Genomic DNA, 16,523 nt, shown 5'->3' with positions numbered 1-16,523 from the left:
CGGGACGGGATTTGCCCCGTCCCGCATGTCCTGTCCTGCATGTCCCGTCCTGCGTGTCCTGTTCCGCATGTGCGGTTGGCATTTGTTGGCTTCAATAAAGGTAAGGCCCCATGAGCAAGACCAAAAACCTTTCGAAAAAGCAAAACGGCATCGCGTTTCTGTTCCTGTCGCCGTGGTTGCTTGGCTTTGTTGTTCTGACGATGGGACCGATGCTGGGCTCCCTGTATCTGTCCTTCACCGACTACGATCTGTTCAGTGCGCCGAATTGGGCGGGATTGGACAATTACGCCAAGCTGTTGAACGATGATCCGCGATATGTCGCGTCGCTGAAGGTGACGTTGTCCTATGTGGTGTTCTCGGTGCCGTTGAAGCTGGGATTTGCCTTGTTCATCGCGCTGATCCTCAATCGCGGTTTGCGGGGATTGGGGATTTATCGCTCTGTCTTCTACCTTCCGTCGCTTCTGGGCGGCAGCGTGGCGGTTGCGCTGATGTGGCGTCAGATCTTTTCCTATGACGGGATCATCAACCAATTCCTCTGGACCTATTTCGGCTATGACGCCCCCAGCTGGATCACCAATCCCGACTATGCGCTTGGCACGCTGGTGTTGCTGGCGGCATGGCAATTCGGGGCGCCGATGGTGATCTTTCTGGCCGGTCTGAAACAGATCCCCCAGGATATGTATGACGCCGCCGCCATTGATGGCGCCCGCCCGGTACAACAGTTTTTCTATGTCACTGTGCCGCTGTTGACGCCGATCATATTCTTCAACTTCGTGATGCAGACCATCGGCGCGTTTCAGGCCTTTACGCCGTCTTACATCATTTCGGATGGCACCGGCGGCCCGGCAGATTCGACGCTGTTTTACACGCTTTATCTCTATGAACAGGCGTTCACGAACTTTGAGATGGGCTATGCCTCGGCCATTGCCTGGGTTCTGGTCGCCATCATCGGCCTGGCAACAACGTTTTCCTTCCTCAGCGCCAAATACTGGGTGCACTACGGGGACGAGGGGTAAGACATATGACTTTGACAGACACCCAACCCGCCACCGCCGACGTGAACCAGACCACCGCCCGATCCAAGGCGCGGTCCAAGCTGATGATGCATGGTTTCCTGATCTTCTTTGCACTGATCATGCTCTATCCGCTGGTCTGGCTTGCGGTCAGCTCGCTGAAACCGTCAAACATCATCTTTTCCGACACCAGCATCATCCCCCGGCATTTCGTCTGGCAGAACTATGCCAACGGCTGGGCCGGGGTGGCCGCACCGTTCAAGGTGTTTTTCACCAACAGTTTTGTCATCGCCACCATCGCGGTGATCGGCAATGTGTTGTCCTGTTCTTTCGTCGCCTATGCCTTTGCCCGGCTTGATTTCCGCTTCAAGGCACCGCTGTTTGCGCTGATGATGATGACCATCATGTTGCCGGTGCATGCGACGCTGATCCCGCAATACATCCTGTTCAACTATCTGGGCTGGGTGAACACGATCCTGCCGATCGTGACGCCGAAATTCCTCGCGGTTGAGGCCTTCTTTGTCTTTCTGATGATCCAGTTCATTCGCGGTATTCCGCGTGAATTGGACGAGGCCGCGGCGATTGACGGCGCGGGGCCGATCCGCATCTATTTCGCGATCATCCTGCCGCTTCTGACCCCGGCCTTGGTCACAACAGCGGTGTTCACCTTCCTGTGGACGTACGAGGATTTTCTGACGCCGCTGATCTATCTGACCTCGATCGAGAATTACACCGTGCCGCAGGGCCTGCGTCTGCTGCAAGCGTCGCGCGGGGCAAGCACCTGGGGCGCGATGCTGGCGATGTCCCTCTTGTCGCTGGTGCCGATGTTCATCGTCTTCTTCATCTTTCAGCGCAAGCTGATCGACGGGATCGCAACCACCGGGTTGAAGGGCTAACGCCCTTCCCCTTTTCTACAGATCAACAAAAGGACGTGTGACCCGATGGGACAACCGTTGATTACCATATTCACCAAACCCTGGACCGACCCGCTGCCAGAGATGGCCGCGAAACTTGCCGGGCTGGGCTTTGACGGCGTCGAACTGGCGGTGCGCCCCGGCTATCAGGTCACGCCGGACAATGTCGTGGCCGATCTGCCAAGGGCGGTTGCGCTGCTGGCCGATCATGGGCTGAAAACCCCCAGCATCGCCGGCGATTTCAATGACACCATGATCGAGGCCTGTGGCGCCGCCGGGGTGGGCATCATCCGCATATGTGCGCCGATTGATCTGGCCCTGGGGTATCGCGCGTCGGTCGACGCCTATCGCCGCAGCTTTGATGCGGTGCTGCCCGCGCTGGAGCGCAACAATGTCGCCATCGGCGTGCAAAACCACTATGGCACCAACATCGGCAGCGCGCTGGGGCTGGCGCATCTGCTGGCGGATTACGATCCAAAACAGGTCTGCGGTGTGCTTGACATGGGCCATTGCGCGGTCGACGGTGAACCGGTGAAAATGGCTGTCGACATCGCCCGCCCGCATATGAACGGGCTGGTGAATTTCAAAAGCGCCTGCCACCTGCGCGCCAATGGGCCCGAGCTTGAGGCCAGATACGAGGTCCATTGGACCACCCATGACCACGGCGGGTACAACTGGCGCGAACTGGTCAGTGAATTGCACCGCACCGGGGTCGAGGGCACATTCTGCATGCCCGCCGAATACAGCAAACAGGCCGGGGTTCACGGCCAAAGGATGGGGGATGATGTCATTCCTTTCGTGAAAAAGGATATCGCGCATCTGAAAGCATTGATTGCAGAGATCTATGCCTGACAGATTGCCCCCCGCCCCCCAAACAAAGGAAGACCGATGAGCACGGCAAAAGATCTTACAATCACGGACGTCCGGGTCATCGTCAGCTGCCCGGGCCGAAATTTCGTGACCCTGAAAATCGTCACCGAATGTGGCCTCTACGGGCTTGGCGATGCCACTGTGAATGGCCGCGAAATGGCGGTGGCGACCTATCTTCAGGAACATGTGGCGCCCTGTCTGATTGGTCGTAACGCCCATGATATCGAGGATATCTGGCAATATCTCTACAAGGGTGTCTACTGGCGCAAGGGCCCGATCAACATGGCCTGTGTTGCCGCCGTTGATGTCGCGCTTTGGGATATCAAGGGCAAGGCCGCCGGCCTGCCGGTCTATCAGCTTTTGGGGGGCAAAAGCCGCAAGGCCGTGACCACCTATGCCCATGCCACCGGCGAAACCATCGAGGGCACGCTCGACCGGGCGGCGGCGCTGATTGATCAGGGCTTTACCGCCGTGCGTCTGCAAACCGCCGTGCCGGGGCTGGAAGGCACCTATGGTGTGCTGGGCGACAAGAAAGATTATTTCGAACAGCAAAGCAGCCGCCCGCTGCCGCCGGAACAACCCTGGTCGACCCGCAAATACATGAATTCGATCGAGGCGCTGTTTCGCGATGCGCGGGCGCGTTTCGGGGACGAGGTCGCGCTGCTGCATGATGTGCACAGCCGTCTGACCCCAATCGAAGCGGCCCGGCTGGGCAAGATGCTGGAACCCTATGACCTTCTGTTCCTCGAAGATGCGGTGCCCGCCGAAAATCAGGACAGCTATCGGGTGCTGCGCGATCACACCACAACCCCGCTGGCCATTGGCGAGATCTATAATACGATCTGGGATTGCAAGGATATGATCCAGAACCAATGGATTGATTACATCCGCACCGCGACCACCCATGCCGGGGGCATCACCGGGCTGCGGCGGATCGCGGATTTCGCGGCGCTGTTTCATGTCCGCATTGCGCCGCATGGCGCGCCGGATCTGTCGCCGATCTGTTTCGCGGCGCAATCGCACCTTGACCTCTGGGCGCCCAACTTTGGCATTCAGGAATTCGTGGGTTTTGGCACCGATGCCTCGGACGAGGTATTCTCGTATGATCTCACATTGGAAAACGGCATGATACATGTGGGCGACAGCCCCGGACTTGGCGTTGACTTCGACGAAGACGCCGCCGCGAAATATCCCTACAAACGTTCCTATCTGCCGGTCAGCCAGCTTGAGGATGGCACCCTGTGGAGCTGGTAGGCCCAGCCGCGCCAAGCCACTGAAATCAAACTATAAGGTAACTGAGAATGAACACAACTTTTGGCAAAACCGATCTGGTGACAAGCAAGGTCGTCTATGGCTGCATGGGCGGCGCCGGGGCGTTTGGCGCACAAGAGGAAAAAGATTCCATCGAGGCGCTGCAAGAGGCGCATAATGTGGGCATCAACTTTTTCGACACCGCCGAAGCCTATGGCGCCGGCTATTCCGAACAGCTTTTGCACAAGGCTTTGGGCGACAAACGCGCAGAGCTGGTGATTTCGTCGAAGGTTGCCAAGGAAAATCTGGCCCCCGATGACATTATCACCGCCTGCGACCGCAGTTTGAAAAACCTCGGCACGGATTACATTGATCTTTACATGCTGCATTGGCCCAATCGCGATGTGCCGCTGGCCGACAGCATTGGCGCGCTGAAGAAGTTGAAAGAAGACGGCAAAATCCGTTGGTACGGCGTGTCGAACTTTGGTGACAAGGATATCGACGAGGCGCTTTCGCTGGGCGAAGTGTCGGTCAACCAGCTGCCCTATCACCTGTTTTATCGCTCTATCGAATTTGTCGTGCAGCCCAAATGCGAGGCCGCCGGCGTTCCGATCATGTGCTATTCGTCGCTGATGCAGGGGCTTCTGGCGGGCAAATACAAATCGCTTCAGGATTTCCCGGTCGACCGCGCCCGCACCCGCATGTTCAACCATCGCAAATGGGCCGAGGTAACGCACAAGGAAGACGGCGCAGAAGACGCCGGTCAGGAGCTGCTGGATGCCTTGTGGCGCCTTGTTGGCGAAACCGGTCTGTCGATGGAAGAACTGGCCATTGGCTGGCTGAAATCCCGCACGGCTGTTGGCGGTGTCATTGTCGGCACACGCAATGGTGCCCAAAGCCAGGGTTTGAAAAAACTGCTGGATGTCGACCTCAGCGCCGATGTTCTGAACGCTCTGACCGAGGCGTCAGACCGGCTCAAAACCGATCTGGGCGGCAATATCGACATGTGGGGCAAAGGCAGAACCCGCTAAGGCACCCACACTTGGCAGCATTGAAATGGAAAGCTGCGGCGAAAACGTGAAATTGTTTTCGCCGCAGCAATTGCCAGGATGCGGGCGCGGTGGCCCGCCGTTTGATCAGCGCAACCGCTGGCCGTTTTTCGGGTCAAAAACCAAGGCGGCCTTTGGATCAATGCCGGTGGTCACAGTGCCAACGCCCTGTTGGCCGCGCATTTCCACCACAATCGGCAAATCCACGCCCGCCACTTTGGTATAGGCATAAGACACGCCGCCAAGATTTTCGACGACCTCTGGTTCCAACTGAATCCGCACCGGCGCGTCATCCGCGAAATGTTCCGGGCGCAGCCCCACAACCACATCGCTGCCGGACAAGGGCGGCACATCGAACTGGATGGGCAGGGTCACGTTTTCAAACGCCGGGATCACTACATTGGCGACCCCCGCATCGACCGACTGAACCTTGCCGGGCAGGAAATTCATCCGCGGCGAGCCGATGAAACCCGCAACAAACATATTGTCCGGATCGCCATAAAGATCCATCGGACGGCCATGCTGTTCAATCCGGCCATCGCGCAGCACAACAATCTTGTCCGCCATGGTCATCGCTTCGACCTGGTCATGGGTGACATAGATCATCGTCGCCCCCAGCGCCTTGTGCAGATTGGCAATCTCCAACCGCATTTGCACCCGCAATTCGGCGTCCAGATTGGACAGCGGTTCATCGAACAGGAACACCTCGGGTTCGCGCACAATCGCGCGGCCGATGGCAACCCGCTGACGCTGGCCCCCCGACAGGGCCTTGGGCTTGCGGTCCATGTAATCCTGAAGTTTCAGGATTTCGCTGGCCTTGCTCACCCGATCGTCGATTTCGGCCTTGGGGGTCTTGGCGATTTTCAACCCGAACCCCATGTTTTCGCGCACCGTCATATGCGGATAAAGCGCATAGGTCTGGAACACCATCGCCACGCCCCGCGCCGCAGGGTCGGCATGGGTCACGTCATTGTCCCCAATCAACATGCGGCCTTCGGTGGTTTCCTCCAGCCCGGCAATCATCCGCAGAAGCGTCGATTTCCCACAGCCCGACGGGCCCACAAAGACACAGAATTCACCCGGTTCAATTTCCAGATCGACATTATGGACGACCTGCGTCGCGCCATAGCGTTTCACCACATCCCGAAGCAGTACCTGAGACATATTCATTCTCCCTTTCAGAGATCCAGCACGCCCAGAAGGGCCGACATTCCTTGATCCGCAATCACCTCGGCCCCGGTCATGGACCGCGACAGATCGGACAACAGGAACACCGCCAGATTGCCGATATCCTCGACTGTGTTCACATCCCCCGTGGCATGCCAGCTTTTGAACTTGGCTGATATTTCGGGGTCTTCTTCGGCGCCCAGCACAATTTCGGTCCGGGTCAAACCAGGGCAGAGCGCATTGACGCGGATGCCGTGGCTGCCCAGGCTCCAAGCCATTGCGCGGGTCATGGCGCTGATCGCGCCCTTTGATCCGGCATAGGCCTCGTGGCCGGGATTGGTACAACGGGCATGGTTCGAGCCGATATTGACCAGCGTCCCGCCATTGCCATCCGCCGCCATGATCCGCCCGGCGGTCTGACAACCCGCAAGGACAGAGCGGTGGTTGATCGTCCACATCGCCTCCATCTGGTCGCGGGTCATTTCCAGAAACGGCACCCGGATCGTCAACCCGGCATTATTGACCAGACCGTCCAGCCGCCCGGCCCGGTCGCGCACATTCTGGATTGCGGCCTCGAACGCATCAAGATCGGTGACATCGGCCTGAACATATGTTCCGCCCTCGGCCTCGACCCGCGCCTTTGCATCCGGCGTGATGTCGAACCCGGTGACATCCGCCCCCGCCGCCACGGCCTGGCGCAGAATGCCAAGCCCGATACCGGCGCCGGCCCCGGTGACAATGATGGTCTTGCCTTGCAACGTGTTCATTTCACGGCCCCCGCGGTTGCACCCGACACGATCTGACGCTGGAAGACAGCAAACAGGATCAGCAAGGGAAGCGACCCCAGAACAGCGGCCGGGAACAGCATTGTCGGATCAATGCCCGTGGCCCCCACGAAACGGTAAACGGCGATCATCACGGTAAACTTGTCCTTGTCGGTCAAAAGCAGCAGGGGATAGGTGAAATCGTTCCACACCATCAGCATCACAAACAGCGACAATGTGGCGGTCACCGGCGCAAGCATCGGCCGGATCACATGCCAGAACACCTGCCAGTTGGTGCAATTGTCCAGCCGCGCGGCTTCTTCCAGCTCCATCGGGATGGCGGCAATGAACCCGGTGTAGAAGAACACCGCCAACGGCAGTTTCAGCGCAGCAAAGGCCAGCACAATGCCAAGATAGCTGTCCAGCAGACCAAGATCGCGGAAGATCACATAGATCGGGGTGATGGTGACGAAATTCGGTGTCGCCAGACCCAGCGCCATGATCATCACAATCACCCGGCTGGCCCGGTTGGGAATGCGCGCCAACGGATAGGCGGCCATGGCCCCCACCAATACCACGACAATGATCACCGAAATCGTGATCCCCAGCGAATTCGCCACCGACCGGACATAGCCCATGGACGCCAGCGCATTCATGTAATTGCCCCAATACAGGCTGTTGGGCAGCCCCAGAGGATCCTGGGCAATCTCGGTGCCGGTCTTGAACGACATCATCAGCATGTAAAACAGCGGCAGCAGCATCAGCGCCACAAGGAAGAGGATCACACCATGCACCAGCACGGATTTCGCCTGCTTTTGCAAAAGATCCCTGGCGGCCTTGCGGTCGCGCGGCAACGGGGTGGCTGTGTCGCTCAGGCTCATGTCACATTCTCCCGGTCGCGCAGGACCTTATTCTGAACAAAGGCCACGGCCAGAACGACAATCAACATGATGATCGAAAGCGCGCTGGCGAAGCCGAATTTGTATTGGCCAAACAGGTTGTCGATGATCTCGATACTCAGGGTGCGGGTCGCGCCGTCCGGTCCGCCCTTGGTCAGGATATAAGGCAGCTCAAACGTCTTGAGCGTGCCGATCGTCGTCAGGATGATGCTGACGGTAAAGCTTGGCCCCAATAGCGGCAGTTCGAGATAACGGAAACGCTGCCAGGATGACGCGCCCTCAAGGCGGCCGGCCTCGTTAATTTCTTCGGGAATACCGGCGAACCCGGCCAGAAAGATCGCACAGGTGAACCCGCTGAACATCCAGATCTGGGTCGCGGCCACAGCATAAAGCGCGATGGCCGGATCACCCAGCCAGTTCTGTTCCAATGCCCCCAACCCGATTTGGCGCAAAGCCACATTCAAGCCGCCATTGAGCGGCGAATAGATGAATTGCCAGATATAGCCGACCACAACAAAGGACATCATCGCCGGGGTATAAAGCGCGGCCCGGGCGAAGTTGCGGATCAACGGCAACCGGTGCAGCATGGCCGCAAAGAACAGGCCCGTCACGGTCAGCGCCGTAACCACGATCACCGTAAACCAAAGCGTGATCTTGATTTCATCCAGATAGCGACTGCGGCTGAAAATCCGGTCGTAATTCTTCCAGCCAACCGTCTCGGCCACGCCAATCCCGGAATAATTGGTAAAGCTCATCTGCAAGGTCAGCCCAATGGGATAGACAAAGAAGACAGCAATCACCAGCAGCGCCGGGATCGTGAACAGATAGAGGGACTTACGAGATCGCATGGCGTTCTCCGATAGATATGAGGGGGTCAATGGCCCACCCAAGCGCGGGAGGATACGCCGGGTGGGCCACTCGTGAGAGCTGTCAGAGAGAGTCTTCGACAGCCTCGTCCCAACGTTCCAACGTCTTGGAGTTGGGTGCATCAAGGTTCAAAAGGAACCCGGTCAGGCTTTCTTCCCAAGTGAATTGCAACTGCTTGGGAAATTCCAGCGTCGAGAACGGCCAGAGGATCATGCTGTCGGCATCCCGCGCAGCGCCATACAACGCGGCAAGTTCGGGCAATCCGTCGGTGCCACCGGTGAAGGGGTTGTATGCGCCTTCTTCGGCCAGAAAGACGGAAATCACATCGTCACGGGCAAAGAAATCAACCCATTTGCGCGCAGCTTCCTTGTTTTTCGCATCGCGCGGGATCGACCAGCCGGGACCAACCAGATCAAGCGCCAACCCCACCTCGGCGAACCGCGACGGCATCGGTGCAAAGGCAAAATTCAGCCCCTCGATCTTGGAAAAGCTGCCGATGTTCCAGGCGCCTTGCGGCAACATGGCGACACGACCGGCCTTGAATTCCTCAAGCGCGGTTGACCAGGGATCAAGCCCGGCCTGAAGTTTGGGGTCGAAACAATCCGAATCTACCAGATCACGCACCGAATCCAGCGAGCCTTCGAACGCCGGGTCGCCTTCGAATGTCACAGCGCCGGACCCGTATTCGCCGGGCGCGGTTCCGTTGGGATCAATCCCGTTGGCCCCAACCCAAAGCATGGCCGGGAAGGTGCCGGAAAAGATCATCGGGCTGATGTCGGCGGCGGCCAGCGCGGTGCAGGCGGCCTTGGTGTCTTCGACTGTCAGCGGCACGTTTTCGATCCCTACCTGCGCCAGCAGGTCGAGGTTGACGAAATTGCCCATCCCAATCACTTCAAGCGGCAGCACATACATTTCGTCGCCGCTGGTCATGATGTCGCGCAAGCCGGGGTTCAGCTTCGAATACCATTCACTGTCGGTGCCCAAATCGGCCAGGAATCCGACGTCGCCCCAAAGCTGGACCAGAGAGCTGTCGACCATGGAGACGTCGGGCGGGTTCCCGCCCTGAAGACGGGGCGGCATCACCTTGTCGATGTCTTTGCGGGAGACAAAGGTCAGATCGATCTTGATGTCGGGGTTTTCGGATTCAAATTTTTCGATCAGCTGCGGCAGCCGGCAGGCTGGGCCTCGCTTCCCTTCCAGGAAATAACTTCCAGCGTGGTTTCCGCAGACCCCATCGCGGGCAATACGGCGGCGGCCAGCGCCAAACCGATGTGTGAGATATTGAGTTGCTTCATGAGATACGTCCTCCTGCAAACATAATATCAATTCTTTTCCTGTTCGTACACATTTTTTCGAAATAATGTACGATTATTGAAAAGACGTTATTTATCTGCCGGTTAACCTGATCTGGATCTGCCAATGTTTCGCCTGACCAGGCTGCAACACCATCGGATCACCGATTTCGGTGCCATTTGGGACCAGATTGCGCGGCGCATTTGTCGGCTCGATTCCCAGTTGATACAAAGGTCGATTCTTCGGCCAACCGCCATAGCTGAACCAGAAACCCACATGAGACGCAGAGCGGCTCTGCCATGAAAACTGAATGGTCCCGCCCGTTCCGGTCAGCGCCACATCCGCCCGCCCGGTAACTGCGGCGAAATACTTGCCCGCCACGCCCGCCGATGGATCCTGCACCGGACCGAGTTCGGCGATCTGGCCATCGCCATCTTTCCAGGGCCCAATGCCCCGCGCCTCGATCCGCTCGCCCGGCTGACAGTCCAGCAGGCAATGCTGGCTCCAAAGCCAGGGCAGCGGAGCGTGATGACGGGACAGAAGCGTATAGCGGACAAAAACCCGATCACCGGCCAGTCGAACGGCCCGTCGGAATTGAAAGCGCGGATCATCATATGTGGCGACAATCCCGCAAGGGGCATATTGGCACCGCCACGGTCGGCCCCACAGGAAACCGTGATCCCGAATGGCCCCGCCCCAGGCAGGATGCTCTGCGCTTGCCACGGTGGGGAAACATTCATCCCAGCCGCTGGGCCGCCCGTCGATATAACTCTCGGTGGCGGGCGGTCTGGGGTCTTCGGCGGGCACAATCCAATTGCGCCCGCTTCTCAGATCAGTCAGCTCAGTAATCCGCGCCCCGAACTCTGGGTCGATGCGCACCGCGATGATATTCGTCGCGATTTTCACTGGTTAGTGCCAACCGACGCGTTCTGCGCGGGGGATGATGGTGTTTGCGCGGCTGTGGATCATGTCCATGTGGCTGCGGCGGATGGGGGCTGCGGCGGGGTCGTCGAACAGGTTGACCATTTCGGTCGGGTCTTCCTGCATGTCATAGAGCTCGCCCGTGTCGGTGTTCAGATCGACCGACATGCGATAGCGCGCGCTGCGCACGGTGCGCAGGTCCAGATCCACGGCGCTGCGTTTGGCGTCGACCTCGAATTCGCTGAGCGCGAATTCCCGGCTGTCCTCGCCATTGATCAGCCCGATCCACGAGGTGCCATTGTCCTCTTCGACCGTCAGCCCGCAAAGCTCGGCCAATGTCTGGCGGATGTCGATCGTCGACACCGGCGCATCAATCACCTGATCGCCCTTGATGCCGGGACCACAGATCAGACAGGGCACCCGCAGCAGCCCGTCATAGAGCATCGGCCCCTTCAGCAAGAGCCCGTGATCGCCCATCCATTCACCATGATCCGAGATGAAGACAATGATGGTATTGTCCAGCTCGCCCCTGGCCTCCAGCGTGTCCAGAATCCGGCCGACCTGGGCATCCACCGCCGAGATCATGCCGAAATAGATCGCCGTGATCTCGCGCATTGCCGCTTCGGACATGTCACCGCGGTTGCCCCAATCGGTGCCGCCCGCATTATGTTCCGCGCCCTGCTTGATCTTTTCGCGACCCTCCATAAAGGCGCCATGCCACCAGGGCCGGTTTTCAAGGTCAAGATCCGGGCATTTCGTGATCTCGACCGCATCGGGATCATACATGTCACACCAGGGTTTCGGCGCCAGAAACGGCGGGTGCGGATCGGGAAAGGACACCCAGGCAAACAGCGGCTTGTCGCCCTGATCCTCCAGCATTTCAATGGCGCGGTCGCCAATCCACGGCGTCGAATGATATTCCGCGTCCAGCGCCGAGCGCCAGGCCTGAAAGTTGCGCGTCTCGGGCGGCAGATGTTCCTTGGCCAGATCCCAGCGCGCCCGCCCCTGACCATCCTGATCCAGCCAGTTTTCATAATGCAGCGTTTCCGGCGCGTCATACCATTTGGTGTGGTGATGCGGGCGCAGCATCATTTGCACATTGTCGAAGCCGAAATAGCTGCCGCTCCAATCCGCCGGATAATCCTTGGCGCTGGAATAACATTCCGGCCGCCCCGTCGGGGCAAAGGTTTGCTGGCTCGACAGATGCGCCTTGCCGATGAAATGCGTGTCATAGCCGGCACTGGCCAGCATCCCCGCCAGCCCCTGCTCTCCAAAGCCATAATCCAGATCCCGGCCATTGTCGCGCACGCCGGTGCTATAGGGCAGCTTGCCCGTCAGGATCGAGGCCCGCGCCGGTTGGCACATCGGATGCGGCGTGATGCATTTCGAAAACCGGGTGCCCAACTGGCCAATCCGGTCAATCGCCGGCGTCTTCACCCCGCGCCCTTCGGGGCCGATACAATCGCCGCGCTGCTGGTCGGTCGAAATCAGAATGATGTTTGGTTTGCGTGTCACAGGCGGCCCCTTTTGCGTTCCGAACGGCATTGCACACTAAAGATCAACTTTAATACATGATACTGTGTGTAGTATGTATGTGACGATATCTGCCTATTCTGTCAACGATTGCCTTGTCGCGCGCATTCATAATATGTTTCAAAACGGCATAAGCGGCCCAATCCGCCACCCGCACCAGCGCATTTGTACAAATCACCGGGTTATGATACACGATCTGAACCGCCCCCGAAAACTCCGCGATTGCCCCCGATATCGCGCAACACGACATGGCCCAGGATGACAGCTTCGAACCTTCCCCTTACGATCAGCGTGGTGACCGAAGACGATGATCCCGGCAGCAACACGATCTTTCACCAGATCCGCCACGAAATCCTGGCCGGAGAGCTGGACAACAACGAACGGCTGAAAGTCAGCGATCTGGCCAAGCGGTTCGGCGTGTCGACCAACCCGGTGCGCGAAGCATTGCAACAGCTGCGCGGCGAGGGGCTGGTGTATTTCGTGCCAAATCAGGGGGCGCGCGTGCGCTCTATCGACACCGATTTCGTCCGCGACGTCAGCGAGGTCGGCCAGCAGCTGGAACCCTATCTGGTGCGCTATTTCGTCGAAACCGTCAGCCAGGAAGACATCGACCAGCTGGTGCGGATCCAGGACGAGATCGAATTCCTCAACTTTGCCGACAAACAGGCCCACGCCAGGCTCGACAAACAATTCCACATGACGATGTACCAGAACCACTACAATCGCGTCGCCTTCAAGCTCTGGCAACAACACCGCGAAATCCTCTGGGCAATCTCGACCCGCGTCCCCGTCTCCATCGGCCGCCGCGACGCCATCTTCGCCGAACACCGCGCCCTGATCGACTGCATCCGAAAACAAGACGCCGACGCAACCGCAAAAACCCTCTACAAACACGTCTCCGACGCAGGACAACACCTCGTCGACAAACTCAGCATCAAACAACGCGGAAACAAAGACAGGTAGAGCGACGACGAAGCCAGATCGTCAGGCAACCGCCACCCGATGCGGGCCCGCCGGGATGGTTCCCATCATGCGGTCCAGATGCCGGGCGACAAGATCGGCCTTCAACGCCGTATAGCCCGGATCCTGCCACAGGCAGTTGAATTCGTCCGGGTCCTCTTGCAGGTCAAACAACTCACCCAGACCGGGATGGGAATGATAGATCGCCAGCTTGTACCGCCCATCACAGGTCATCGTCGCGCGGGTGTCATGGGTGACCTCGCTGCTGCCAAGGGAATCGTTGAAATCGGTGACAACGGTTTCCTTATGCGTCGATGCGCCCGCAAAGACGGTTTTGACAAAGCTCTGCCCCTGCATGACGTCGGGCACATCCTGACCGATCAGATCCAGCAAGGTCGGGGCGATGTCGATGCTTTCCACCATGGCCCGCGACCGCTGGCCGGCGGGAATGCCGGGGCCCGCCATGATCAACGGCACCCGGATCAGACCTTCGAAGAACCGGCAGCCTTTGTATAGCAAACCATGATCACCCAGCATTTCGCCATGATCGCTGGTGAAGACGATGATCGTATTGTCGATTTCGCCGGTTGCCTCAAGATGATCGAGAATGCGACCAAACTGGGTGTCGAGATTTTCAATCATCGCGTAATAGGCGGCCTTGACGGCCATACCGTCAAAATTCTCTGGCGGTTTTGCACCGCGCGCATCGCCTTCGGGGATGATATGTTGCGCGCGTTCGGCGGCCGAAAGGACCGGGTTCACCGCACGGCGTTTTTGCGTGCGCACATCGAAAAACCGCGCCTGATGGGCAATGTCGCTTTGCCGAAACAGGGGCGGCGTCAGATCCCGGCCACCGCCAAACCGCGCCAGTGCTTCGGGCGGCGGATTGAACGGCGGATGCGGGTCAAACGGATTGAGGCTGAGCATCCAGGGACCATCGCGGGCCTCGTCAATGAAATTGATGGTGCGTTCCGCGATCCAGGCCGCTTGATGCAACTCTGCCGGGGTGCCGGTGGACAGATATTGCGGCTTGCCGGGGAACATTTCCTGCGGATCGACACCCTTGTCACGCAACCACCGCCAATAGGCGTTGCTGTCGGGCACCCGTTCCCAACCGGGGTTCTGGCACCATTCAAACAGTCGGTATCCATCATCGACCCGCTGTTCCAGCTTTGACGCCGTGGAAAGATGCAATTTGCCGATCAACCCGCAATCATAGCGCGCATCCGCCAAGGTCCGCGTCACCAGCTTTTCCGACGTCGGGAAAAAGGCATTGCCGTTGCGATAGACATTATGCGCCGCCGGATACCGCCCGGTGAGAAAGCTGGCCCGGCTGGGCGTGCAAATCTGGTTTTGCACATAACAGTTTTCAAAGGCCGTGCCGCGCGCAATCAAGCGGTCGATATTCGGCGTGCGGATTTCGGCATTTCCCAATGCCGAAACCGTATCATAGCGCATCTGATCGGCGCAAAACCAAAGGATATTTGGCGTTTTCGCCTCTTGGTTTTCCGCCGGCATCAATTGGCCGTCCGCACAGTCTTGCGGTTTCTGATCCAACCACTGACCATCGGCCAGCACAGGGACGCGATGGAAATCGCCAGGAAGCTGGCGGCAAAGGGCCGGGTGAACAGCGGCTCAAGGCTGCCGCCGGTGGACATCAGACCAGAGCGCAGATGTTCCTCGGCGATCGGAGCCAGGACAAAGCCGATGACAAAGGGCCCAAGCGGCATTTTCGCCCGCTCCATCACAAAGCCCAACAGACCCAGCCCCAGCATCACCCAGACATCAAAGAAGCTGTTGCCGACGGCAAAGATGCCGATGACACAGAACACGAGGATCGAGGTCAGCAGGAAGGCACGCGGCACATAAAGCACCTTGGCGATGTGGCGCACGGCCAGCATCATGATGGCGAACATGATGATATTGCCGACCAGATAAGCGGCGATCACGCCATAGGCCACCTCGGGCGCGTTGATGAACAGAAGCGGGCCGGGTTCCAGGTTGTGAATGATCAGCGCGCCGATCAGGATGGCATCCACCACTGATCCGGGAATGCCCAGCGTGATCAATGGGATCAACGCGCCACCGACCGCCGCATTGTTCGCGGTTTCCGCCGAAACGACCCCCGGCTCATGCCCCGTGCCGAACTTTTCCGGCTCTTTTGACGCGCTGCGGGCGGCGGAATAGCTGAGCATCGAGGCAATGTTCGACCCGATCCCCGGCAAAATGCCGATCCACGTCCCGATCAGGCTGGAGCGCAGGAAATTTCCGCTGTGACGTTTGCAATCCGCAAAGGACAACAACATCCGGCCCTCGGCCAAATCGGCCATTGGCGGGCGCATGTCAATGTTGATGATATCCTTGATGATCTGGCTGATGGCAAAGGCCCCGATCAGCACCGGAAGCAGGCTCAACCCGCCCTCAAACGCGTCAATGCCAAAGGTCAGCCGCGGCGTGCCCGAAGACGGATCAATCCCCGGCATATGGATCAGCATGCCCAGACAGGCGGCGATCAACCCCTTGAGCAGCGATCCCTGGCTCAGGCTGGACAACATGACCAGCGCCATCAACACCATGGTGAAATATTCCCAAGGGCCAAAGGTGATTGCCAGCCGCGAAAACGGCGGCGCCAGCAGCGCCAGCACGAGAAAGGAAATCATGCCGCCAACAAAAGACGCAGTGATGCCAAGGCCCAGGGCGCGGGCCGCCCTTCCCTGTTGCGTCATGGGATAGCCGTCAAAGGTGGTCATGATCGACGAAGGCGTGCCCGGCATCCGCAACAGCGTGGCCGAAATCTGGCTGCCCGACACCCCGCCGACATACATGCCGACCAGCAGCATGATCGCATTCACGCTGTCCATGAAGAAGGTCAGCGGCAGGGTCAGGGTGATCAGCATGGTTGTGGTCAGACCAGGGATCGAGCCCACAACAATGCCCAAAGCGACCCCCAGAAAGACCAGCGCAAACGGCAAGGGCGTCAACAGATAGAAAAGCGCATCAAAAAACGGCATTTGGGTTCCTC

16 protein-coding genes are annotated in these 16,523 nt (G+C 58.7%); 6 read left to right on the top strand and 10 right to left on the bottom strand.

The features are described from left to right. Positions 1-110 precede the first annotated feature (110 nt). The 5 genes from AC0L4F_RS20480 to AC0L4F_RS20460 are packed head-to-tail and all read left to right on the top strand — an operon-like array spanning position 111 to position 5,079. Entirely contained in the window at positions 111-1,016 is a 906-nt protein-coding gene (locus AC0L4F_RS20480) for a carbohydrate ABC transporter permease (protein ID WP_244691224.1), read from the top strand. Between the two features lie 5 nt (positions 1,017-1,021). Further along, complete coding sequence (locus tag AC0L4F_RS20475; protein WP_244691223.1) at positions 1,022-1,909, top strand: carbohydrate ABC transporter permease; 888 nt, start codon at positions 1,022-1,024, stop codon at positions 1,907-1,909. Between the two features lie 45 nt (positions 1,910-1,954). Continuing rightward, the gene (locus AC0L4F_RS20470) at positions 1,955-2,779 is read left to right on the top strand and encodes a sugar phosphate isomerase/epimerase family protein (protein WP_244691222.1); all 825 of its coding nucleotides are present in this window, start codon (positions 1,955-1,957) and stop codon (positions 2,777-2,779) included. A gap of 36 nt (positions 2,780-2,815) precedes the next feature. Continuing rightward, positions 2,816-4,051: a D-mannonate dehydratase ManD gene (gene manD / locus AC0L4F_RS20465; RefSeq protein WP_244691221.1), complete on the top strand. Its 1,236-nt coding sequence runs from the start codon at positions 2,816-2,818 to the stop codon at positions 4,049-4,051. A 47-nt stretch (positions 4,052-4,098) separates the two neighbouring features. Further along, positions 4,099-5,079 (top strand): aldo/keto reductase, encoded by a 981-nt coding sequence (locus AC0L4F_RS20460; protein WP_244691220.1) that lies wholly within the window; start codon positions 4,099-4,101, stop codon positions 5,077-5,079. 105 nt (positions 5,080-5,184) lie between these two features. Here the strand turns inward: AC0L4F_RS20460 and AC0L4F_RS20455 are convergent, their stop codons facing one another. From AC0L4F_RS20455 to AC0L4F_RS20420, 8 genes are all read right to left on the bottom strand, one after another. Next, positions 5,185-6,261, bottom strand: coding sequence for an ABC transporter ATP-binding protein (locus AC0L4F_RS20455; RefSeq protein WP_244691219.1), 1,077 nt, complete (start codon positions 6,259-6,261; stop codon positions 5,185-5,187). A gap of 14 nt (positions 6,262-6,275) precedes the next feature. Then, positions 6,276-7,031, bottom strand: coding sequence for an SDR family NAD(P)-dependent oxidoreductase (locus tag AC0L4F_RS20450; protein ID WP_244691218.1), 756 nt, complete (start codon positions 7,029-7,031; stop codon positions 6,276-6,278). Then, a complete protein-coding gene (locus AC0L4F_RS20445; protein WP_244691217.1) occupies positions 7,028-7,909 on the bottom strand; it encodes a carbohydrate ABC transporter permease in 882 nt (293 codons plus the stop codon). Before AC0L4F_RS20445 ends, AC0L4F_RS20450 begins: the two co-directional genes overlap by 4 nt. Continuing rightward, positions 7,906-8,775, bottom strand: a complete 870-nt coding sequence (locus tag AC0L4F_RS20440; protein ID WP_244691216.1) for a carbohydrate ABC transporter permease — start codon at positions 8,773-8,775, stop codon at positions 7,906-7,908. The genes AC0L4F_RS20445 and AC0L4F_RS20440 overlap by 4 nt, the downstream gene beginning before the upstream one ends. 82 nt (positions 8,776-8,857) lie before the next feature. Next, a complete protein-coding gene (locus tag AC0L4F_RS20435; RefSeq protein ID WP_244691263.1) occupies positions 8,858-9,910 on the bottom strand; it encodes an ABC transporter substrate-binding protein in 1,053 nt (350 codons plus the stop codon). Between the two features lie 41 nt (positions 9,911-9,951). Beyond that, on the bottom strand, positions 9,952-10,089 hold the full coding sequence (locus AC0L4F_RS20430) for a hypothetical protein (RefSeq protein WP_244691267.1): 138 nt from the start codon (positions 10,087-10,089) through the stop codon (positions 9,952-9,954). A gap of 91 nt (positions 10,090-10,180) precedes the next feature. Continuing rightward, on the bottom strand, positions 10,181-10,993 hold the full coding sequence (locus AC0L4F_RS20425; protein ID WP_244691215.1) for an aldose epimerase family protein: 813 nt from the start codon (positions 10,991-10,993) through the stop codon (positions 10,181-10,183). Positions 10,994-10,996: 3 nt separating this feature from the next. Next, positions 10,997-12,523 (bottom strand): sulfatase family protein, encoded by a 1,527-nt coding sequence (locus tag AC0L4F_RS20420; RefSeq protein ID WP_244690822.1) that lies wholly within the window; start codon positions 12,521-12,523, stop codon positions 10,997-10,999. A gap of 276 nt (positions 12,524-12,799) precedes the next feature. Here AC0L4F_RS20420 and AC0L4F_RS20415 point away from each other — a divergent pair, with 276 nt between their 5' ends. Beyond that, the gene (locus AC0L4F_RS20415; protein WP_244690823.1) at positions 12,800-13,504 is read left to right on the top strand and encodes a GntR family transcriptional regulator; all 705 of its coding nucleotides are present in this window, start codon (positions 12,800-12,802) and stop codon (positions 13,502-13,504) included. 21 nt (positions 13,505-13,525) lie between these two features. On the opposite strand, the gene AC0L4F_RS20410 is transcribed toward AC0L4F_RS20415, so the two are convergent. Together AC0L4F_RS20410 and AC0L4F_RS20405 are read right to left on the bottom strand one after the other, a co-directional pair. After that, entirely contained in the window at positions 13,526-15,019 is a 1,494-nt protein-coding gene (locus tag AC0L4F_RS20410; protein WP_244691214.1) for a sulfatase family protein, read from the bottom strand. Next, positions 15,019-16,512, bottom strand: coding sequence for a tripartite tricarboxylate transporter permease (locus tag AC0L4F_RS20405; protein WP_244691213.1), 1,494 nt, complete (start codon positions 16,510-16,512; stop codon positions 15,019-15,021). The genes AC0L4F_RS20410 and AC0L4F_RS20405 overlap by 1 nt, the downstream gene beginning before the upstream one ends. Between the last annotated feature and the right edge of the window lie 11 nt (positions 16,513-16,523).

It is taken from the genome of Marinovum sp. J2-8 (genome assembly GCF_055808435.1).
Note: the sequence above shows the minus strand (reverse complement) of the source record. Positions and strands in the feature narration are given on the sequence as shown.